14 protein-coding genes are annotated in these 20914 nt (G+C 62.6%); 6 read left to right on the top strand and 8 right to left on the bottom strand.

The genetic code is table 11. The features are described 5' to 3' along the window. The first annotated feature begins 68 nt into the window (after positions 1–68). From ACP691_RS14705 to ACP691_RS14685, 5 genes are all read left to right on the top strand, one after another. The gene (locus ACP691_RS14705; RefSeq protein ID WP_426150427.1) at positions 69–1817 is read left to right on the top strand and encodes a molecular chaperone; all 1749 of its coding nucleotides are present in this window, start codon (positions 69–71) and stop codon (positions 1815–1817) included. A gap of 196 nt (positions 1818–2013) precedes the next feature. Beyond that, positions 2014–2709 carry an RraA family protein gene (locus ACP691_RS14700; protein WP_426150429.1) on the top strand — a complete coding sequence of 232 codons (696 nt, stop codon included), beginning with the start codon at positions 2014–2016 and terminating at the stop codon, positions 2707–2709. Positions 2710–2841: 132 nt separating this feature from the next. Further along, a complete protein-coding gene (gene mdtD / locus ACP691_RS14695) occupies positions 2842–4269 on the top strand; it encodes a multidrug transporter subunit MdtD (protein WP_426150431.1) in 1428 nt (475 codons plus the stop codon). Positions 4270–4367: 98 nt separating this feature from the next. Next, positions 4368–5705: an ATP-dependent RNA helicase DbpA gene (dbpA, locus tag ACP691_RS14690; protein ID WP_426151100.1), complete on the top strand. Its 1338-nt coding sequence runs from the start codon at positions 4368–4370 to the stop codon at positions 5703–5705. Next, positions 5702–6877: an NAD(P)/FAD-dependent oxidoreductase gene (locus tag ACP691_RS14685; protein WP_426150433.1), complete on the top strand. Its 1176-nt coding sequence runs from the start codon at positions 5702–5704 to the stop codon at positions 6875–6877. Before dbpA ends, ACP691_RS14685 begins: the two co-directional genes overlap by 4 nt. A gap of 89 nt (positions 6878–6966) precedes the next feature. Here the strand turns inward: ACP691_RS14685 and ACP691_RS14680 are convergent, their stop codons facing one another. Beyond that, positions 6967–7737: a ParA family protein gene (locus ACP691_RS14680; RefSeq protein WP_426150435.1), complete on the bottom strand. Its 771-nt coding sequence runs from the start codon at positions 7735–7737 to the stop codon at positions 6967–6969. 72 nt (positions 7738–7809) lie between these two features. Further along, positions 7810–8703 (bottom strand): LysR family transcriptional regulator, encoded by an 894-nt coding sequence (locus ACP691_RS14675; protein WP_426150437.1) that lies wholly within the window; start codon positions 8701–8703, stop codon positions 7810–7812. Positions 8704–8858: 155 nt separating this feature from the next. Here ACP691_RS14675 and ACP691_RS14670 point away from each other — a divergent pair, with 155 nt between their 5' ends. After that, positions 8859–10073, top strand: coding sequence for an MFS transporter (locus ACP691_RS14670; RefSeq protein WP_426150439.1), 1215 nt, complete (start codon positions 8859–8861; stop codon positions 10071–10073). 127 nt (positions 10074–10200) lie between these two features. On the opposite strand, the gene ACP691_RS14665 is transcribed toward ACP691_RS14670, so the two are convergent. From ACP691_RS14665 to aroB, 6 genes are all read right to left on the bottom strand, one after another. Next, positions 10201–10590, bottom strand: a complete 390-nt coding sequence (locus tag ACP691_RS14665) for a NirD/YgiW/YdeI family stress tolerance protein (protein ID WP_426150441.1) — start codon at positions 10588–10590, stop codon at positions 10201–10203. Positions 10591–10660: 70 nt separating this feature from the next. Continuing rightward, entirely contained in the window at positions 10661–11734 is a 1074-nt protein-coding gene (hemE, locus tag ACP691_RS14660; protein WP_426150443.1) for a uroporphyrinogen decarboxylase, read from the bottom strand. A 97-nt stretch (positions 11735–11831) separates the two neighbouring features. Then, entirely contained in the window at positions 11832–13253 is a 1422-nt protein-coding gene (locus ACP691_RS14655) for an FAD-dependent oxidoreductase (RefSeq protein ID WP_426150445.1), read from the bottom strand. Positions 13254–13359: 106 nt separating this feature from the next. Further along, on the bottom strand, positions 13360–17808 hold the full coding sequence (gltB, locus tag ACP691_RS14650) for a glutamate synthase large subunit (RefSeq protein WP_426150447.1): 4449 nt from the start codon (positions 17806–17808) through the stop codon (positions 13360–13362). A 361-nt stretch (positions 17809–18169) separates the two neighbouring features. Continuing rightward, entirely contained in the window at positions 18170–19756 is a 1587-nt protein-coding gene (locus ACP691_RS14645) for an AAA family ATPase (protein WP_426150449.1), read from the bottom strand. Positions 19757–19772: 16 nt separating this feature from the next. Further along, positions 19773–20870, bottom strand: coding sequence for a 3-dehydroquinate synthase (gene aroB, locus ACP691_RS14640; protein WP_426150451.1), 1098 nt, complete (start codon positions 20868–20870; stop codon positions 19773–19775). Between the last annotated feature and the right edge of the window lie 44 nt (positions 20871–20914).

Below are 20914 nucleotides of genomic sequence, written 5' to 3'. Positions count from 1 at the left end.
CAAGGCCCCCAAAAAGGCTACGGGGCCGACTGATGCCCCTGGCCCCTTAGGACGATCAGGAATCCTGGATGCCGCGCCCCAGCCCTCATCTTTCGCTACGCGCACCTACACCCTCGCAGAATACGCTGTCGTTCTGCGAGGCGAACCCGCGCGGCCTGAAAGAATGGATTTCCGAATTGCCCAAGGCCAATATCGGGGAAACCGCCAGGCTGCTCTATCAGGGGCTGACCGAACTCAACCAGTTGGTGACACCCAACGAAAACCGCTTGCAGATGCTGGAGCTGTTGCGCCCTGAAGTCTATTACGTGTGCAAGCAGCTGGAACGGCATTTCCTCAACCAGGCCATCGTGCTGGACGAGCGTGCGCGCAAGGTGGCCAACCTGTGCCAGGCCCTGCAGAACCATCTGGCAGCAGGCTACAAGATCATCGTGGTGCGAGTGGCTTCGGCCGGGCGTGAGCAGTCCACGGCCCTGGCCATTTCCTTGCAGCGCGCCATTCACTGCCTCTACGGCCCACTGGTTCGCACCGCCTTGCTGTATTGCCCGGTGCCCGAGGGGCTATGGCTGGAGCTGCATCATCTCTACCTGGTGGCCTGCGATCATAAGGTCCAGCAAACGTCGGTGGCTGATGGCCTCGCCCATGGCGTAAAGGCGCTCACGCCAGAGCAGAGCTATGTGGCGGCGCTGTTGTTGGGTAGCTCTCGTTGCAACCAGATGCGTCAGAGCGCCATCATGCGCCTGGCCGAGATGCTTGAGAGCTGGGCGCAGTTCGCCCGCATGCAGCCTGCCTTGGCGGCCAGTAGCCTGTTCGCGGTTGCTCCGGCCACGGACGGCCCGCCCCGCTACAAGACGCTGTTCGAAGAGCGACAGCTGGACGAGTTGCTAGGCCTGGACACCACCCTCCTCGCGCATGCCATAAAGGAATACCTGGCGTTGCCTGCCGAGCAACGGCCGTTGGCCCGCCTGCCCATGCCGGCAGGCTTCAGTACCGATGTTCTGCAACACGTAGCGGCGGCCTGGGGGAATGTGGCCGAGCGCACCTTCCAGCGCACCCCTGGCCAGGGCAACCTGACCGTGTGCATTGGCATGAGCGCCATGCATTATTACCTCGGTGGCGAGCGAAGCTTTGGCGAGCAGCTGGGCCTGCCGGGCAGCAGCACGTCCGCCCAGTTCAGCGCATTGGGCAAGCACGGGGTATGGGGGCCGGTAGTGGAGGCCCCGGCCCTGGAAGAAATCGAATACCAACCGGACCAGGCCAGGAACCCGGCACCACGCGAGTTCCCAACCTACAGCCTGCGGATCGTCAATCACAGTCCCGGCGGCTACTGCCTGGCCTGGCGGCGGGAAGTGCCCTCCCAACTACAGGCTGGAGAGCTGGTCGGTATCCAGGACGCGCCCTCCCAAGGCTGGAGCGTGGCTGTGGTGCGCTGGATTCGCCAGGTCCGTGACGGCGGCACCCAGATGGGCATCGAGCTGATCGCCCCCCATGCCCAGCCGTGCGGGCTGCAGCTGATCCGCGGTGATGAACCGCAGAGTGAATACCTGCGCGGCCTGGTATTGCCGGAAATCCGGGCTATCGACATTCCGGCTACCCTGCTGGCGCCGCGCCTGCCTTTCCAGGAAGGCCACAAAGTGGTGCTCAATACCAACGGCGAGGAGCACCGTGCCGGCCTACTGAAACGGCTCGCCACCACGGGTAGCTTCAACCAGTTCGAATATCGCTTTGCCGAACAGGCTGCGCCTGCGATCAGCAGGCAGACGGTAAGTGACACTCCAGGGCGCGAGGAAGACTTCGACTCGCTTTGGCGGGACCTCTAGGCCCATTCCCTGCCCCCAACCAGGCGTGCGCCGGGTTTTCAGAAAAACGATTCAGCCATGGTTAAGCCATCGACCCGGTGCCGCTTGCGGTGCAGCGCAGGCCGGGCCTAAGCTTGTTTACCCAAGAGAAGCGTTCCCCGTCACGTCGGCAAAGGTCGGCGCCGAGGTTTCACCAGGTTTTACCGAGGCTTTATCCATGTTTGATGTCGTATCTTCAGGCAAGTGGCCCGCCGGCTACATGATCAACCCCAACGTCGAGCCGCTCGACCCGAAATGGCTCAGCGAATTCAGCAAGATCCCCGCTGCCGCCGTGAGCGACTGCCTGGGCCGTAATGTGGGTGGGCTGGGCCTCAAGGCCTTCCACGGCAACAAACCGATGCTCGGAAGCGCGCTTACGGTGCGGGTACGTCCAGGTGATAATCTGATGATCCTCAAGGCCATGCAGATGGCCCGCCCCGGTGACGTACTGGTCATCGACGGTAGCGCAGACCTGACCCGCGCTGTATTCGGCGGCATCATGCGCGCCATGGCCCTGAAAGCCGGCATCGCCGGTGTAGTGATCAACGGCGCCCTGCGCGACCTGGATGAATGGCAGAGCGGCGATTTGCCTGTGTATGCGATTGGGGTCGTACATCGTGGCCCAAGCACGGACGGCGGTGGTGAGATCAACGTGCCTATTTCCTGCGCGGGCATGCTGGTAATGCCGGGCGACCTGATGATTGGCGATGGGGACGGCGTGGTGGCCGCGGCCCGGGCTGAATTGCCGGAGCTGGTCCAGCGTTGCAACGACCTGCTGGCCCGTGAACGCGCTACACTCGAAGGCATCGCCAACGGCACCCTTGACCCGAACCGTTTCGATGCAATCCTTCGCGCCAAAGGCTGTCCGATCTAACGGGCGTGCGCACGGTAGGAGCCAGCGAAGCTGGCGAATCGGCCCGCTTTTCCAATCCTTGGCTAGCTCAAAGAGCCATGCAAGGATGCCGAATTCGGCAGTTCCGCTGCCTCCAACACGCCAAGAGGTGCCATGCCTACCCACGCCACGCTGGACCCCGCTACCGCTCGCTGGATTCCCTGGGTGGTAGCCATCGCTTTCTTCATGCAGTCCCTGGACGGCACCATCCTCAACACTGCCCTGCCTGCCATGGCCCGCGACCTGGCCGAGGATCCCCTGCGCATGCAGTCGGTAGTCATCGCCTACATGCTCACGGTCGCATTGCTCATTCCGGCCTCCGGCTGGGTAGCGGACCGCTTCGGCATCAAGCGGGTATTCACCTGCGCCATCGGCTTGTTCACCTTCGGCTCGCTCTTGTGCGCCATTTCCATGACCCTGCCGATGCTAGTGGCGGCACGAATTCTTCAGGGCCTGGGTGGCGCACTGCTGCTACCTGTCGGGCGCTTGGTGGTGTTGCGTGCCTACCCTCGCTCCGAGCTGGTGCGAATACTCAGCTTCATTACAGTGCCAGGCCTGGTGGGTCCGCTGATCGGCCCTACCCTGGGCGGCTGGATGGTGGAATACCTGACGTGGCATTGGATCTTTCTGATCAACCTGCCTGTGGGGATCCTGGGCGTTCTGGCCGTCAAGCGATTGCTGCCCGAACTGCCCGGCGGCGAGCGAACTCGCTTCGATAGCCTGGGCTTCGGCCTGTTCGGTGCTGCCATGGTGCTGATCACCATTGCCATGGAAGGCCTGGGCGAACTGCATCTGCCTCACCTGCGGGTCATGTTGCTGCTGTTCGCCGGAATGGCGTGCCTGGCCGCCTATTGGCTGCGGGCCGTGCACATGGATGAGCCGCTGTTCGCGGCCAGCCTGTTCCGCACCCGCAGCTTCGCGGTAGGTATCCTTGGCAACCTGTTCGCCCGGCTTGGTTCCGGCGCGCTGCCCTTCCTGGTGCCCTTGTTATTGCAAGTCGGCATGGGGTATTCACCTTCCCTGGCAGGCATGAGCATGATTCCTCTGGCCGCCGCCGCCATGGTAGCCAAGTCCCTGGCTCGCCCATTGATCGAACGGTTCGGTTACCGCAAGCTGCTGACCGGCAATACCCTGGCGTTGGGCGTCATGCTCGCCAGCCTGGGCCTGGTTACGGCTGAGACACCTTACCCCTTGCTGTTGGCCCAGCTGGCGGTGCTGGGGGCCATAAACTCCATGCAGTTCACCGCCATGAACACGGTAACGCTCATTGACCTGGGCGATCAGGAAGCGAGCAGCGGCAACAGCCTGCTCTCGGTGGTCGCACAGCTCTCCATGAGCCTGGGGGTAGCCTGCGCCGGGGCCTTGCTTGGAGGTTTCGAGGCTTCCATCGGTAAGGAAGGCGTGGAAAACATCCTGGGCGCCTTCCACCTCACCTTCCTGACCATCGGCCTGATGGCAATGTTCGCGGCCACGATTTTCGTCCAACTGTCACCGGAGGTAGGCCGACGCGCTGTTCGTCCGCCCCCGGGCCCGGACGCATAGGGGGTTTGCCCGCGGGCTGGTAAACTGCGCGCCATTTTGTCCTGCAGGCTCCTCCCGTGACCGCCACCGCTTTCGAAACCCTGTCATTGTCCCCAGCGATGCTTGGCAACCTTGTATCACTGGGCTACACCCAGATGACCCCCATCCAGGCCCAGAGCCTGCCGGCCATTCTGGCGGGGCAAGACCTGATCGCCCAGGCCAGCACCGGGAGCGGCAAGACCGCCGCCTTCGGTATCGGGTTGCTCAACCCGATCAACCCGCGTTTCTTCGGCTGCCAGGCCCTGGTGCTCTGCCCTACCCGCGAGCTGGCCGACCAGGTGGCCAAGGAGATCCGCAGGCTGGCCCGGGCCGAGGACAACATCAAGGTGCTGACCCTGTGCGGCGGTGTACCCTTCGGTCCCCAGGTCGGCTCCCTTGAACATGGCGCTCACATCATCGTCGGCACCCCTGGCCGGGTACAGCAGCATCTGGACAAGGGCACCCTGTCGCTCAATGGGTTGAACACCCTGGTGCTGGACGAAGCCGACCGGATGCTGGACATGGGCTTCGTGGACGCCATCGCCGCGATCATCGAACAAACCCCGAGCCGTCGGCAGACCTTGCTGTTCTCCGCCACCTACCCCGCTGGCATCGAAGCCTTGGCCGCGCGCTTCCTGCGCAACCCACGCACGGTCAAGGTGGCGGCGCTGCACGATGATCGCAAGATCGAGCAGCGTTTCTACGAGGTCGATGCCGAGCAACGGCTGAGCACGGTGCTCAAGGTGCTCGGGCATTTCCGGCCGCAGTCCTGCATCGCCTTCTGCTTCACTCGGCAGCAATGCCAGGAACTGACCGATCTGCTGACCAGCAAAGGGGTCAGCGCCAATGCCTTGCACGGCGACATGGAGCAGCGCGACCGTGACCAGGTATTGGCCCTCTTCGCCAACCGTTCCACCACGGTACTGGTCGCCACGGATGTGGCGGCGCGTGGCATCGACATCGAAGGCCTGGACCTGGTGATCAATGTGGAACTGGCACGAGACCCGGAGATTCATATTCACCGTATCGGCCGCACCGGCCGAGCGGGCGAAAGTGGCACTGCCGTAAGCCTGGTAGCGCCGGTCGAAGCCCATCGGGCGCAGGCCATCGAAGCGTTGCAGAAGGCCGAGGTGAACTGGCGCCCCCTCGAAGAGCTGAAACACCGGGGAGACGGCCCGCTGGTCCCCCCCATGGCTACCCTGTGTATCGCCGCCGGGCGCAAGGACAAGCTCCGGCCCGGAGACATCCTGGGCGCGCTCACAGGCGATGCTGGCCTGCCCGGCGCCCAGGTTGGCAAGATCGCCATCTTCGATTACCAGGCCTTCGTCGCGGTTGAGCGAGGCGTGGCCAAGCAGGCCCTGGATCGCCTCGGCAAAGGCAAGATCAAAGGCCGTTCCTTGCGGGTACGCCTGTTGTGAGCCTGGACGTCATCATCATAGGCGCGGGCGCCGCGGGCCTGATGTGTGCGGCCACGGCCGCCGCGCGGGGGCGTCGGGTATTGGTCATCGACCATGCCAACAAGGCAGGCAAGAAGATCCTCATGTCCGGTGGCGGCCGCTGCAACTTCACCAATATGTATACCGAGCCGGCGAATTTCCTTTCCCAGAACCCTCACTTCTGCAAGTCGGCCTTGGCCCGTTACACCCAGTGGGATTTCATCGGCCTGGTAGCGGGCCATGGCGTGCCTTACCACGAGAAAAAGCTCGGCCAGCTGTTCTGTGACAACAAGGCCAGCGATATCCTCGGGCTGCTGCTGGCCGAATGTGAGCGCACCGGGGCTGAGGTTCGCCTGAATACCAGCGTCCAGGAAGTCACCGCGAACGCAGCCGGCTACCGCCTGCTGACCAGCAGCGGTACGCTGGATTGCGCTTCGCTGGTCGTGGCCACGGGCGGGCTGTCCATCCCGACCTTGGGCGCCACCGGCTTCGGCTATCAACTGGCGCGGCAGTTCGGGCACCAGGTGCTGCCCACCCGCGCCGGGCTGGTGCCCTTTACCATTACCGACCACTTGAAAGAGCTATGCAACGCGCTATCGGGCACCTCCGTCGACTGCATCGCCAGCTGCAACGGCCACAGCTTCAGGGAGAACCTGTTGTTTACCCACCGGGGCCTCAGCGGGCCGGCCATTCTTCAGGTTTCGTCGTTCTGGACGCCCGGAGACAGCGTTTCGATCAACCTGCTACCCGACCATGACGCCTTGGCCTGGCTTGCAGCCCAGCAGGCCGAACGCCCCAACGCCGAACTGCGCACTCTCCTGGGCGAGCTGTTCACGCGCAAGATGGCGCAGCTCCTCAGCGAGCACTGGTTCGAATCCAGGCCCATGAAGCAATACACCCCGACACAGCTGCAGGAGGTCGCAAGCCGCTTGAGTGACTGGCAGGTTGTTCCCGCAGGAACCGAGGGCTATCGCACCGCTGAAGTGACGCTTGGCGGCGTGGATACGCGGGAAGTCTCCTCCAAGACCATGGAGTCCTTGAAAAGCCCGGGCCTGTATTTTATCGGCGAGGTGCTGGATGTCACCGGCCACCTGGGCGGATTCAACTTCCAGTGGGCCTGGGCGTCGGGCCATGCGGCGGGCGAGGTCTGTTGAGCCGCCGCCTTCGCCTATCGAAGTGATGCCCTGCAGGCAGGAGCCAGGAAGCTCGGCAATGCATGAGCAGTCCTTGGTTCCTGTTTCTGTCAGTGCCCTTCGAGCAAGTCGTGCAGTTCCACGAACTGCTGGGTCAACTTATGGCGCGAGTCGAAGTGAATCAAGGGTTTGCTCGCTTCATGGGATTCGCGCATGCGCACAGAGCTGTTCAGGTACACCGGCAACACGGGCAGCCCTTCGGCCAGCAGTTCCTCGAGCATCTTCTGAGGCAGGGCTGCCCTGGGCTGAAACTGATTGACCACGATACCCTCTATGGCGAGGTCTTCATTATGCTCGTCGCGCAGTTCGCCGATCTCCTTGAGCACCGTATACAAGGCCTGGCGGGAAAAGCTATCGCAGTCGAACGGGATCAACACACGGTCGGCGGCGATCATGGCCGACACCGCGTAGAAATTCAGGGCCGGCGGGGTATCCAGATAGATCCGTTCGTACTCCTGCTCAAGGCTGTCCAGTAACTTGCGCAGCTTGTTGATCTTGAACTTGGCCTCCAGCTTGGGTTGAAGGTCCGCCAGCTCGGCCGTGGCGGTCACCAAGTGGAGGTTGTCGAACTCGGTTTCGTAGATATCCACTTCGTTCTTCTTGGCGAAGGGGCCGGACGCCAGGGTGTTGCGGAAGAAGGTCGCGATGCCGGGGGGCACCTCCTGCCCGGCGAGCCCAGTCAGGTATTGAGTAGCGTTCGCCTGAGCATCGAGGTCGATCAATAAGGTGCGATAGCCGGCCTTCGCACTGACCGCAGCCAGGTTGCAAGCGATGCTGGACTTACCCACACCGCCTTTCTGGTTGAACACCACCCTTCGCATTGCATCCTCCTGTTCGCCATCGAATCATCCGAACCTAGATATGTACAGGGTTCAGGCGACATTAACCACCGTTTACCCGGCATGGTGCCCTAAAAGCAGCCGGGTGAAGGCTTCTGCCATGGCAGAGCCCAACCCATTGCGACGCACCAGCCAGACGGCGGATTGCGCCGCTTCGTCGAGCAAGGGTCGATAAACCACTCCGGCTATACGAATGGATTGAAACGAGGCGGGCAGCACAGATACGCCCAGCCCGGCGGCCACCAGGCCGATGATGGTCATGGCTTCGCTGGCTTCCTGGGCGAAATGCGGGCTGAACCCCGCGGCCCTGGCTAGCGCCAGCAACTGGGCGTAAAGGCCGCTGCCATAGCTGCGAGGAAAGAACACGAAGGGCTCCTCGGCCAGGGCCGCCAGGGCCACGCCATTCGAAGGCTCGGAGGCGAGCGAATGACTGGCATGAATGACCGCGACCAGCGGTTCCCTTGATAGCTCCACTGCATTGAGGGCGTCGGCCAAGGGCAGCGGCCGTATCAACCCAACATCCAGCCGCTTTTCCAGCAAGGCGTCGGCGACCGCCCGACTGCTCATTTCCCGCAGGTGCAAATGGACATCGGGATACGCCTGGCGAAACTGGTAAATGGCTGTGGACAAGGTCGCGTTGAAAGGCGCTGACGAGCTGAAACCGATTTTCAGCTCGCCCAGCTCACCCAGCTGTGCCCGCCGCGCTACGTCAGCGGCTTTGTCCGCCTGGGCCAGCACTTGCCGGGCCTCGTCGAGAAACAAGCGTCCGGCCTCGCTCAAGGCGACCCGGCGGTTGGTGCGTTCGAACAGACGCGCCCCAAGCTCCTCTTCCAAGGCTTGGATCTGCTGGCTCAGGGGCGGCTGACTGATACCCAGGGCGTCAGCAGCGCGGCCGAAATGCAGCGTTTCCGCCACGGCCACGAAGTAGCGCAGATGACGAAGCTCCAATTGATATGCCTAGGCTATTAAACAGGTCGAACAATATATTGGAAGTCATGTTTGCCCGACTATATGCTCACCCGTGTTTTCTCTGATCCATGAGGCCTGTGTTGAAGACGGTCGAGACGCCAAGCTGTAACTCGGGGTTAGTCAACCCTGCGTCAATGAAAACCGTGCAGTGGATAGAAAAAGGCACGCCGTTGTTCATGCGTACCGTATTGGCGTTGTTCTGCGGTGGCTTCGCGACCTTTGCCCTGTTGTACTGCGTGCAGCCTATGATGCCGCTGCTCTCCCAGGAATTTTCCATCAACGCAGCCCAGAGCAGTCTGGTGTTGTCGGTGTCGACCGCAATGCTAGCCATCGGCTTGTTGATCACCGGCCCCCTCTCGGACCGCGTAGGTCGCAAGCCGGTGATGGTGGCGGCCTTGTTCAGCGCGGCCATATGCACCCTGGCCAGCGCGCTGATGCCCAACTGGCCAACCATCCTGTTGACCCGCGCTCTGCTGGGGCTTTCACTGAGCGGAGTCGCGGCGGTAGCCATGACCTACCTCAGCGAAGAGATTCACCCGGAACACATTGGCCTGGCCATGGGCCTGTACATCAGTGGCAACGCCATTGGCGGCATGTCCGGCCGGCTGATTCTTGGAGTGCTCATCGACTATGTGAGCTGGCACACCGCAACCCTGGTGGTCGGCGGACTGGCCTTTGGGGCCGCCATGGTATTTCTGAAGATACTGCCGCCTTCACGTAATTTCCGCAGCCGGACCCTTCACCCACGTAGCCTGCTGGAGGGTTTCGTCATTCACTTCCGGGACGCGGGCCTGCCGTGGCTGTTCTTGGAGGCCTTTCTGCTGATGGGCGGCTTCGTCACTCTGTTCAACTATATTGGCTACCGTCTGCTGGCCTCGCCCTACGACTTGAGCCAGGCGTTAGTGGGTCTGCTATCGGTGGTTTACCTGGCCGGTATCTACAGCTCGGCCCAGGTAGGCGCCCTGGCGGACAAGTTTGGTCGGCGGCGGATGTTCTGGATCGCTATCACCGTCATGCTGGTCGGGTTGATGCTGACCATGCTGGCGCCTCTGGGCGCGATCCTGCTGGGAATGCTGGTGTTCACTTTCGGCTTCTTCGGAGCTCATTCCGTGGCCAGCAGCTGGATAGGCCGGCGCGCGACCCAGGCCAAAGGACAAGCGTCCTCCCTTTACCTGTTCAGCTACTACCTGGGGTCGAGCCTGGCCGGAACCCTGGGCGGAGTGGCCTGGCACTATGGAGGCTGGCATGGTATCGGCGCGTTCATCGGCGCCTTGCTGGTGCTGGCCTTGGGCGTCGCTGTGAAGCTGGCGCGGCTTCCGCTGTTACCGACGAACCGGAAGCCGGCCTGATTCACTGTGCGGGGGCTGGGCCATCAGTCGGAGCTGGCGAAGGTATTCGTAGCCCTGCCGGTGCCGCCCTATTCGAGAGCCTCGCCCAGCTTCTACAACTCCCAACAGGGTATTTACAACCGGGGCTTCATTTCAGTAGCTGAATCAGCTCTACGTCCACTTCCTGCTTACCGTGGTCAAGGTCGACTTCGCCAAACAGGCGTACGCGCTGCTGGTCATTGATGTCCGCTGGCCATTTGTCGCTGTCGATATCCAGCTGGATACTGTCCTTGCCATCGGTGAACTCGTAGCGGTTGTCTTTTCCAGCGACGGCCAGTTTCTTGACGATACGCCCCTCCAGCACCACGGGCGTGTCTTCGGCAGCGCTCAAAGCGGCCTTGACCGTTTCCACCGCGGTAGCGGCTGTGGCGCCGGTATTCGCGGCCTGGCCGCCTGGGCCAATGAAGCCGGCGGCTTGGCTGTAGCCGGTAACGCCCAGCAGGGGCAGCAGGCAGATCGAAAGATAACGCAGTTTCATCGGAGTACCCTCGTGGCTGTCTTGATGAATACAGCCTAGCGAGGGTAGATGAATCCAACCTTAACTCAGGTCACGGCTGCGCGTGATAGACAGCAGACAGCTCATGCACTGCCTCGATGAACGCCCCGGCATGGGCCGGGTCGACTTCCGGGGTGATGCCGTGACCTAGGTTGAACACGTGCCCCGAGCCTTGCCCATAGCTGGCCAGGATGCGCGCCACCTCGGCACGGATCGCCGCGGGCTTGGCGTAGAGCACGCTAGGGTCCATATTGCCTTGCAGCGCCACCTGGGTACCGACGCGCCGGCGGGCTTCACCAATGTCGCACGTCCAGTCCAGGCCCAGGGCATCGGCGCCTGCATCCGCGATGGATTCCAGCCAAAGGCCGCCGTTCTTGGTAAAGAGGATCACCGGGACCTTGCGGCCTTCGTGTTCGCGAATGAGCCCGCTGACGATCTGCTTCATGTAGGCAAGCGAGAACGTCTGGTAAGCCGCCGAGGACAGGTTGCCGCCCCAGGTATCGAAGATTTGCACCGCCTGGGCGCCGGCACGGATCTGTCCATTGAGGTAAGCGGTTACCGACTGGGCCAGCTTGTCGAGCAAGCGGTGCATGGCCTCGGGTTGGTCGTAGAGCATGGCCTTGGTTTTGCGGAAGTCTTTCGAAGACCCGCCTTCGACCATATAGGTGGCCAGGGTCCATGGACTGCCAGAGAAACCGATCAGAGGTACGCGACCATTGAGCTCGCGGCGGATGGTGCTGACCGCATCCATCACATAGCCCAAGTCCTGCTGAGGGTCCGGGATGGGCAAGGCCTCGATATCGGCCACCGTGTCGATGACCTTGCGAAAGCGTGGGCCCTCGCCGGTTTCGAAGTACAGGCCCTGGCCCATGGCATCGGGAATGGTCAGGATGTCCGAGAAGAGGATGGCCGCGTCCAGCAAGGGGTAGCGGTCCAACGGCTGCAGGGTGACCTCGCAGGCGAACGCCGGATTCATGCAAAGGCTCATGAAATCACCCGCCTTGGCCCGGCTTGCCCGATACTCAGGCAGGTAACGGCCGGCCTGGCGCATCATCCACACAGGGGTGACATCCACCGGTTGCTTGAGCAGGGCGCGCAGGAAACGGTCGTTCTTCAAGGCAGTCATGGGGGCATCCGCGAAAAAAGTGCGGGCATTTTCTCAGACGCCAGCGCAAAAGGCACGGCGTTGCGCCGTGCCTTTTATCAATCGCCTCGATTAAGGTTTACACCTGCAAGTAATCCATGATGCCTTCGGCCGCGGTCCGCCCTTCGTAGATGGCGGTCACTACCAGGTCGGAACCGCGTACCATGTCGCCCCCGGCAAAGATCTTCGGATTGCTGGTCTGGTGCCGGTACTGGCCCCCGGAAGCTGGCGCGATCACCCGTCCCTGGCTGTCCAACTGGATCTGGTGCTGCTCGAACCAGTCGGCCGGGCTTGGGCGGAAACCGAAAGCGATGACCACCGCGTCGGCCGGCAAGATCTCTTCCGAGCCTGGAATCGGCTCCGGGCTGCGCCGGCCACGGGCATCCGGCTCGCCCAGGCGGGTTTCCACCACCTTGACGCCTTCGACCTTTTCCTCGCCAACGATGGCGATGGGCTGACGGTTGTAGAGAAATTTGACCCCTTCTTCCTTGGCGTTCTTCACTTCGCGGCGCGAACCGGGCATGTTCGCTTCGTCACGGCGGTAGGCGCAAGTAACGCTCTTGGCCCCTTGGCGAATGGAGGTACGGTTGCAGTCCATGGCGGTGTCGCCACCACCGAGCACCACCACCCGCTTGCCCTTCATGTCGATGAAGTCCTCCGGTGATTTCTCGAAGCCCAGGTTACGGTTTACGTTGGCAATGAGGAAATCCAGCGCGTCGTGCACACCAGGCAGGTCTTCACCAGGGAAACCACCCTTCATGTAGGTGTAGGTCCCCATGCCCATGAAGACGGCATCGTATTCGGCCAGCAGTTGCTCCATGGTGATGTCCCTGCCCACCTCGGTATTGAGGCGGAATTCGATCCCCATGCCGGTGAAGATCTCCCGGCGGTTGCTCAGCACGGTTTTCTCGAGCTTGAACTCTGGAATGCCGAAGGTCAGCAGGCCACCGATTTCCGGGTTGCGGTCGAAAACCACCGGGGTGACGCCGCCGCGCACCAGCACATCGGCGCAGCCAAGCCCGGCCGGACCGGCGCCGATGATCGCCACGCGCTTGCCGGTCGGCTTGACCTTGGACATGTCTGGCCGCCAGCCCATGGCGAAGGCGGTATCGGCGATGTATTTCTCCACCGAGCCGATGGTGACCGCGCCGAAGCCGTCGTTCAGGGTACAGGCCCCTTCGCACAGGCGATCCTGGGGGCACACGCGTCCGCAGACTTCCGGCAGGGTGTTGGTCTGGTGCGCCAGCTCGGCCGCCGCCAGGATGTTGCCTTCGGACACCAGCTTCAGCCAGTTGGGAATGAAGTTGTGCACCGGGCACTTCCATTCGCAATAGGGGTTGCCGCAACCCAGGCAGCGGTGGGACTGTTCCCCCGCCTGCTGGGGCTTAAGGGGCTCGTAGATTTCCACGAAGCCCTTTTTCCGCACGCGCAGGGTTTTCTTCTTCGGGTCTTTACGGCCTACATCTATGAATTGAAAGTCGTTACTCAAGCGTTCGGACATGGTCGCCTCTCGGCGCAGCTCAAAGCATCGAGCTTCAAGCTGCAAGCAAATTCTGGGTTACCACGGGCAGCCTGAGCTTATCGCTTGAAGCTGCCCGCCAGGGCTCTTATTGGGGGTTGGCAATGGTGCTGGACAGCAGCGACTTGAGGCTGGCTGCCTTGGGCTTGACCAGCCAGAAGCGACGTACATAGTCATCCAGGTTTTCCCAGAGGTTGCGCCCCCACTCGCTGTCGGTCTCGGCCACGTACTCGGCCAGCACGCTTTCCAGATGACTGCGATACGCTTCCATCGCTTCGCCGCTGATGCGCTGTATCTCCACCAACTCATGGTTCACCCGGTCCACGAAGGTGTTGTCCTGGTCCAGCACGTAGGCGAAGCCCCCGGTCATGCCCGAGCCGAAGTTATAACCAGTTTTGCCCAGTACGCAGACGAAGCCGCCGGTCATGTACTCGCAGCAGTGATCGCCAGTGCCTTCCACCACGGTATGGGCGCCGGAGTTGCGCACCGCGAACCGTTCGCCGGCCGTGCCGGCGGCGAACAGCTTGCCACCGGTGGCGCCATACAGGCAGGTATTGCCGATGATGGCGCTGTCCTGGCTCTTGAAGGGGCTGCCTTTGGGCGCCACGATCACCAGTTTGCCGCCGGTCATCCCTTTACCCACGTAGTCGTTGGCATCACCTTCCAGGTACATGTTCAGGCCGCCGGCGTTCCATACGCCGAAGCTTTGCCCGGCGGTACCCTTGAAGCGGAAGGTGATAGGCGCGTCAGCCATGCCCTGGTTGCCGTAGCGCTTGGCGATCTCCCCGGAAACCCGCGCGCCGATCGAGCGGTCGCAGTTGCACAGATCCAGGCTGTAATCGCCGCCGGTGCGGGCTTCGATGCCGGTCAGGGCCAGCTCGACCATCTTCTCGGCCACCAGCCCCTTGTCGAATGGCGGGTTACGCTCGGCCTCGCAGAATTGCGGCTTATCCGCCGGTACATGGGAGCTGCCCAACAGCGGAGTCAGGTCCAGGTGCGCCTGCTTGGCGGTTTCGCCCGGCAGCACTTCCAGCAGGTCGGTACGCCCGATCAGCTCACCGAGGCTGCGCACACCCAGGCGCGCCAGCCATTCACGGGTCTCCTCGGCCACGAAGGTGAAGAAGTTCACCACCATGTCCACGGTGCCGATGTAGTGGTCCTTGCGCAGCTTTTCATTCTGGGTGGCCACGCCGGTGGCGCAGTTGTTCAGATGGCAGATGCGCAGGTACTTGCAGCCAAGCGCGATCATGGGCGCGGTACCAAAGCCGAAGCTTTCGGCGCCCAGGATGGCCGCCTTGATGACATCCAGGCCGGTTTTCAGGCCACCGTCGGTCTGTACCCGCACCTTGCCACGCAGATCGTTGCCGCGAAGCGTCTGGTGTGTCTCGGCCAAACCCAGTTCCCAGGGGCTTCCTGCGTACTTGATGGAGGTCAACGGCGATGCACCGGTGCCGCCATCGTACCCAGAGATGGTGATCAGGTCGGCGTAGGCCTTGGCAACGCCAGCGGCAATGGTGCCCACCCCGGCTTCGGACACCAGCTTGACCGATACCAGCGCCTGGGGGTTGACCTGCTTGAGGTCGAAGATCAACTGCGAGAGGTCTTCGATCGAGTAGATGTCGTGGTGCGGCGGTGGGGAAATCAGCGTGACGCCCGGCACCGCGTAGCGCAGCTTGGCGATCAACCCGTTGACCTTGCCGCCCGGCAACTGGCCGCCCTCGCCGGGCTTGGCCCCCTGGGCCACCTTGATCTGCAACACCTCGGCATTGACCAGATATTCTGGCGTGACCCCGAAACGGCCGGTAGCCACCTGCTTGATCTTGGAGCTGCGGATGGTGCCGTAGCGGGAGGGATCTTCGCCGCCCTCGCCGGAATTGGAACGCGCGCCCAAGCGGTTCATGGCCTCGGCCAGGGCTTCGTGGGCTTCCGGGGAAAGGGCGCCCAGCGAGATACCAGCGGAGTCGAAGCGCTGAAGAATGGCGTTGAGAGGTTCGACCTCGGCCAGGTCCAGTGGTTGATGGGTTTCGCGCACCTTGAGCAGGTCACGCAACATGGACACCGGGCGGTTGTCCACCAGCGCGGTGTATTCCTTGAATTTGGCATAGTCGCCCTGCTGCACGGCTGCTTGCAGCGAGTTGACCACGTCCGGGTTATACGCATGGTATTCGCCGCCGTAGACGAACTTGAGCAGGCCGCCTTGCTGGATGGGCTTGCGAGGGCTCCAGGCTTCCATCGCCAGGGCCTTCTGTTCGGCTTCCAGGTCGCTGAAACGAGCCCCTTGCAGGCGGCTGGCCACGCCGCGGAAGCACAGGCCGGTGACTTCGTCGGCCAGGCCGATGGCTTCGAACAACTGGGCGCCGCGGTAGGAGGCAATGGTGGAAATCCCCATCTTGGAGAGGATCTTCAGCAGGCCCTTGGTAATGCCCTTGCGGTAGTTCTTGAACACCTCGAACAGGTCGCCCAGCACTTCGCCGGTACGAATCAGGTCGCCAAGCACCTCGTAGGCCAGGAAGGGGTAGACCGCCGAGGCGCCGAAGCCGATCAGCACCGCGAAATGATGCGGGTCGCGTGCCGTGGCGGTTTCCACCAGGACGTTGCTGTCGCAGCGCAGGCCTTTCTCCACCAGCCGGTGATGAACGGCGCCCACCGCCATGGCTGCGTGAGCGGGCAGGCGGCCCGGTGCGATGGCGCGGTCGCTGAGCACGATCTGGGTCTTGCCAGCGCGTACGGCCTCCTCGGCCTGATCGGCGATATTGACGATGGCGGCTTGCAGGCCTACCTGCTCATCGTAGTTGAGGTCGATGAGCTGGCGGCCGAAACCTTCGCGCTCCAGGTTCATCAGGGCGCGCCACTTGGCCGGGGAGATCACTGGCGAGCTGAGGATCACCCGGGACGCATGCTCCGGGGACTCCTGGAAGATATTGCGCTCGGCGCCCAGGCAGATCTCCAGGGACATGACGATGGCTTCGCGCAGTGGGTCGATCGGCGGGTTGGTGACCTGGGCGAACTGCTGGCGGAAATAGTCGTAGGGAGTGCGAACACGCTGGGACAGTACCGCCATGGGCGTATCGTCACCCATGGAACCGACCGCCTCGTAGCCCTGCTCGCCCAGCGGGCGCAGCACCTGGTCGCGCTCTTCGAAGGTGACCTGGTACATCTTCATGTACTGTTTCAGGCGATCGACGTCGTAGAAGTCCGAGCCGTGGTCGTGGTCGTCCATCTTCGCCTGGATGCGCAGCGCATGTCGGCGCAGCCACTGCTTGTACGGGTGGCGGGACTTGAGCCGATCGTCGATGGCGTTGGTATCCAGAATCTGCCCGGTCTCGGTGTCCACGGCGAAGATCTGACCCGGCCCTACCCGGCCCTTGGCGATGACGTCTTCGGGCTTGTAGTTCCACACGCCGATTTCAGAGGCCAGGGTGATATAGCCGTTACGGGTAGTCACCCAGCGCGCCGGCCGCAAGCCGTTGCGGTCGAGCAGGCACACCGCATGGCGGCCTTCGGTCATGACCACTCCGGCCGGGCCATCCCAGGGTTCCATGTGCATGGAGTTGAATTCATAGAAGGCCCGCAGGTCCGGGTCCATGGTTTCGACGTTCTGCCAGGCTGGCGGAATCAGCATGCGTACGCCACGGAACAGGTCGATGCCGCCAGTGACCATCAGCTCGAGCATGTTATCCATGCTGGAAGAGTCCGAACCCACACGATTGACCAGCGGCCCCAGCTCTTCAAGGTCAGGGATCAGCTCGTTGGCGAACTTGGTGCGACGGGCCTGGGCCCAGTTGCGGTTACCCGTGATGGTGTTGATTTCACCATTGTGCGCCAGGAACCGGAATGGCTGTGCCAGGGGCCACTTGGGCAGGGTATTGGTGGAGAAGCGCTGGTGGAACACGCAGATCGCCGTTTTCAGGCGCTCATCGCCCAGGTCCGGATAGAACGCCGCCAGGTCGGCGGGCATCATCAGGCCCTTATAGATGATGGTCTTGTGGGAGAAGCTGCAAATGTAATGGTCTGTATCCTCGGCATTGGCGACAGAGGAACGACGACGCGCGCTGAACAGCTTGATGGCGAACTCCTGATCGCTCAGGCCTTCTCCGCCGACAAATACCTGCTCGATCTTCGGTAGCCGCTCCAGGGCCAGCCGGCCGAGCACGCTAGTGTTGATCGGCACTTGCCGCCAACCGACCAGTTGCAGGCCCGCGGCGAGGATTTCCCGGTTCATGTTCTCACGAGCAGCTTCGGCGCGAGCGTCGTCCTGGTTCAGGAACACCATGCCCACTGCATATTGGCGGGGCAGTTCACGCTGGAAGTGCTCCTGGGCGATGGCGCGCAGGAACTGATCCGGTTTTTGCATCAACAGCCCGCAGCCATCGCCAGTCTTGCCATCGGCGTTGATGCCGCCGCGATGGGTCATGCAGGTCAAGGCCTCGATGGCCGTTTGCAACAGGTTGTGGCTCGGCTGGCCCGTCATATGGGCAATCAGGCCAAAGCCACAGTTGTCCTTGAATTCTTCGGGATGGTACAGACCTGTTTTCATAGACACTTCTCACCAGGCTTGCTTCTCATGGAAGCAAATGCTCTTTAATTCAACCACTTACCATCCACGCCGAACGAACGCCAGCTTTGCGGGGGCAAAAGGGCAGTCATTGTACACAGCAGGGCTGCGGGCCACAAATACAAACGACCGAACAATGTATTTTGATGTCGCTAATTTGAACGCTTTTAGCAGCTTTATGAGGTAGGCAAGCTGCTCGAGTCAATGATTATTGGCCGTCGCGACAAGCTTTTGGCTCGCGGGCACTTTGGAGGGACACGAAAGCCCGCCGCGCAATGCGCGGCGGGCTTGTGCAATCGACTCGGGGGACGTCTGGTGGTGGCGAGGGTGAGGCCACCGGCCTTCAGTGGGCTGAAGCCAGCTCTTGTTGGACGCTGGCGACAGTTCTAGGCCAAGGTTTACCAGCCTGGACCTTTGCTGGCAAGTTCTTGATGGCGGCAACCGCGGCGGCACGGTTCGGGAAACTGCCGTAGGTCACGACGAAAAGCGGCTTGCCTTGCAAGGTTTTCTTGAAATACCGGTATTCCCCGCCCTGCTCGCGCACGTAGGACTGCGCCGCGCTCTCGGAGCTCGTGCCGAAGATCTGTACCACGTAGCTGCTGGGCGCCTGGGCCGTATACCAATTGCCGCCTGTCGCCTTGCTTACGGGCTTCTCCGCCGGCTTGGCAGGAACCGGCGCAGGCTTGGCCACGGCGACTTGGGGCACAGGCGCGGGCTTGGCCGCCGGCGCAGGCTTGCTCGGTGCCGGCTCCATCGGTTGCGTTGGTGGCGCGGAGGCGACCGCGGGCGGGGCCACAGCCGGGCCGGCCGGCATGCCGACAGGCGGCGCGCTGGTGGTGACCATTGGGGGCTGACTGGGCGTACCCGCATCGGCTGCTGGCGCGCCGTCATCGTCTTCCGCGCCGGCGGCGGAGGCCAGAGGCTCGCGCATCACAGGCTGGCCGTTCAGAGGCAGCGGCTTGGAGTTGCCAGCGAACTCGATCGACGGGTTACCGTCCTGGTTGGGTTGCGCGCTGCCAGGCTCACCCTGGCCCAAGGGCAGTTGCGCCTGCTCGCCAGCAGGGGCTGGCGCTTTGTTGTGCCCAGACAAAAGGCCGGCAGCGGCGACAACGATCACCACGACGGCGGAAAGGGCCAACAGGTATTTCTTAGGCATTTTAAGTCCTATGGATGGTCGCTTGACCGCGGAACGACTGGCGATCATCGCCTCGATCATCGAATCTCGGGCGACCTGGTTGATAGGGCCAGGCCAGCCGCCGGACGTTTCATGAATGTCCGCGATCTGCTCGTTGCTGAACAATGCGATTCCCTGGCCGGCGCCCTCCAGGCGCTGGGTCAGGTATTCGCGCGTTTCTTCCAGGGTATAAGGCTGCAACTCGATGACATGGTAGCGCTCCGGGCCCCATTCGAGCTGCTCCAGGGTCGACAGCAGCGAAGGCTCTCCGAAGAGGAACACATGCGGCCGCCCTTCCGGCATTCCCGCCGACAGTTCCAGCAGGGCTTCGAGCGCCGACTCGTCCAGTTGTTCCGCGTCGTCGACCAGCAAATACACTTCCTGGCCGGTCAAACCGAGCTGGATCACCCGATGCAGGAGGCTGCCGATCTCGGTATCGGCGGCGCCCACAGCGGGCGCGATCTGCCCGAGCACGCCAGCGGCATCGCCAGCCCCACGCGCCGACACCACCACGCTCATCACCGACTGCTTGTTGGTACTGGCCACCAGCGCCTGGCGCAGCAAGGTCTTGCCGCTACCATGGGGCCCGGTCACCACCAGCATCAGCTGGCTGTAACGCGCCAGGTGATGCAGCTGGCCCAGTACCGGCTTGCGTTGCGCCGGGAAGAACTTGAACCCTGGCACGCGAGCGGCAAAGGGGTCATGGTCCAGTTGATAGTGGCCGAGGAAGGCCTCATCGGCATGCAGACTTGTCATCGAACTCTCGTTAACCTCAAAGCTGATCCACGATGGCGCGGTAATCCGACGTCAGCGTGGCCTGGAGTATCTCGGGTGCGTATTCATCGGTCACTACCGCCTCGCCCAGGCGACGGAGCAGGACCAGGCGCATGCGGCCATCGAGCACTTTCTTGTCCACGGCCATGTGGCGCATGAAATCATCCGGCCCCATCTCGGCGGGCGGGACCACTGGCAATCCCGCGCGTACCAGCAGGGCGATGCCGCGGTCGCGCGCCGCGCGATCGAGCCAGCCCAGGCGCATGGACATTTCCAGCGCCATGGCCGTACCGGCGGCCACGGCCTCTCCATGCAGCCACACACCATACCCCATCTGGGTCTCGATGGCGTGGCCGAACGTATGGCCGAGGTTCAGGGTGGCGCGAACGCCAGCTTCCCGCTCATCGGCATTGACCACCACCGCCTTGGCGGCGCAGGAGCGACTGATGGCTTCGGTGAGCGCGGCCTGGTCCAGGCTACGCAAGGCGTGGATGTTGTCTTCGAGCCAGGCAAGGAAAGGCTCGTCGCAGATCAACCCGTACTTGATCACTTCGGCCAGGCCGGCCGACAGCTCCCTTGGCGGTAGCGAGCGCAGCGTGGCGGTATCGATGAGCACGGCCTTGGGCTGGTAGAAGGCCCCGATCATGTTCTTGCCCAGGGGGTGATTGATGCCGGTCTTGCCGCCTACGGAAGAATCGACCTGGGACAGCAGGGTGGTCGGTACCTGGATGAAGTCCACGCCCCGCTGATAGCAGGCCGCGGCGAACCCGGCCATGTCCCCCACTACGCCGCCGCCCAGGGCGACGATGGTGGTACGACGGTCGTGCCGGCTTTCCAGAAGGCCGTCGAAGATGAACTGCAAGGTTTCCCAGTTCTTGAACGCCTCGCCGTCCGGAAGGACCACAGGTCGTATCGAACGCCCCTCCAGCCCCTTGCAGAGCTGCTCTAGGTACAAGGGGGCGACCGTTTCATTGGTCACCACCGCTACCTGTCGTCCGGCCAGGTGGGGCTGGATCAGCTCCGGGTTGCCCAGCAGGTTTTCGCCAATATGAATCGGGTAGCTGCGTTCAGCCAGTTCGACCTTGAGTGTTCGCATCGCTTTGCAAGTCCGGTTCTGTAGCCATGGGTCGTGATAGCGGC

This window comes from Pseudomonas sp. DC3200b2, assembly GCF_049895785.1.
In the GTDB taxonomy this organism is placed as follows: Bacteria; Pseudomonadota; Gammaproteobacteria; order Pseudomonadales; family Pseudomonadaceae; genus Aquipseudomonas; species Aquipseudomonas massiliensis.
Note: the sequence above shows the minus strand (reverse complement) of the source record. Positions and strands in the feature narration are given on the sequence as shown.

Excerpts from the sequence above, each read along its gene's own strand:
- ACP691_RS14670 (WP_426150439.1), top strand. The coding sequence starts at position 8,859 with ATGAAAACCGTGCAGTGGATAGAAAAAGGCACGCCGTTGTTCATGCGT.
- hemE (WP_426150443.1), bottom strand. The coding sequence starts at position 11,734 with ATGACTGCCTTGAAGAACGACCGTTTCCTGCGCGCCCTGCTCAAGCAA.
- ACP691_RS14645 (WP_426150449.1), bottom strand. The coding sequence starts at position 19,756 with ATGACAAGTCTGCATGCCGATGAGGCCTTCCTCGGCCACTATCAACTG.
- ACP691_RS14705 (WP_426150427.1), top strand. The coding sequence starts at position 69 with ATGCCGCGCCCCAGCCCTCATCTTTCGCTACGCGCACCTACACCCTCG.
- ACP691_RS14665 (WP_426150441.1), bottom strand. The coding sequence starts at position 10,590 with ATGAAACTGCGTTATCTTTCGATCTGCCTGCTGCCCCTGCTGGGCGTT.
- gltB (WP_426150447.1), bottom strand. The coding sequence starts at position 17,808 with ATGAAAACAGGTCTGTACCATCCCGAAGAATTCAAGGACAACTGTGGC.
- ACP691_RS14680 (WP_426150435.1), bottom strand. The coding sequence starts at position 7,737 with ATGCGAAGGGTGGTGTTCAACCAGAAAGGCGGTGTGGGTAAGTCCAGC.
- dbpA (WP_426151100.1), top strand. The coding sequence starts at position 4,368 with ATGCTTGGCAACCTTGTATCACTGGGCTACACCCAGATGACCCCCATC.
- ACP691_RS14700 (WP_426150429.1), top strand. The coding sequence starts at position 2,014 with ATGTTTGATGTCGTATCTTCAGGCAAGTGGCCCGCCGGCTACATGATC.
- aroB (WP_426150451.1), bottom strand. The coding sequence starts at position 20,870 with ATGCGAACACTCAAGGTCGAACTGGCTGAACGCAGCTACCCGATTCAT.
- ACP691_RS14655 (WP_426150445.1), bottom strand. The coding sequence starts at position 13,253 with ATGTCCGAACGCTTGAGTAACGACTTTCAATTCATAGATGTAGGCCGT.
- mdtD (WP_426150431.1), top strand. The coding sequence starts at position 2,842 with ATGCCTACCCACGCCACGCTGGACCCCGCTACCGCTCGCTGGATTCCC.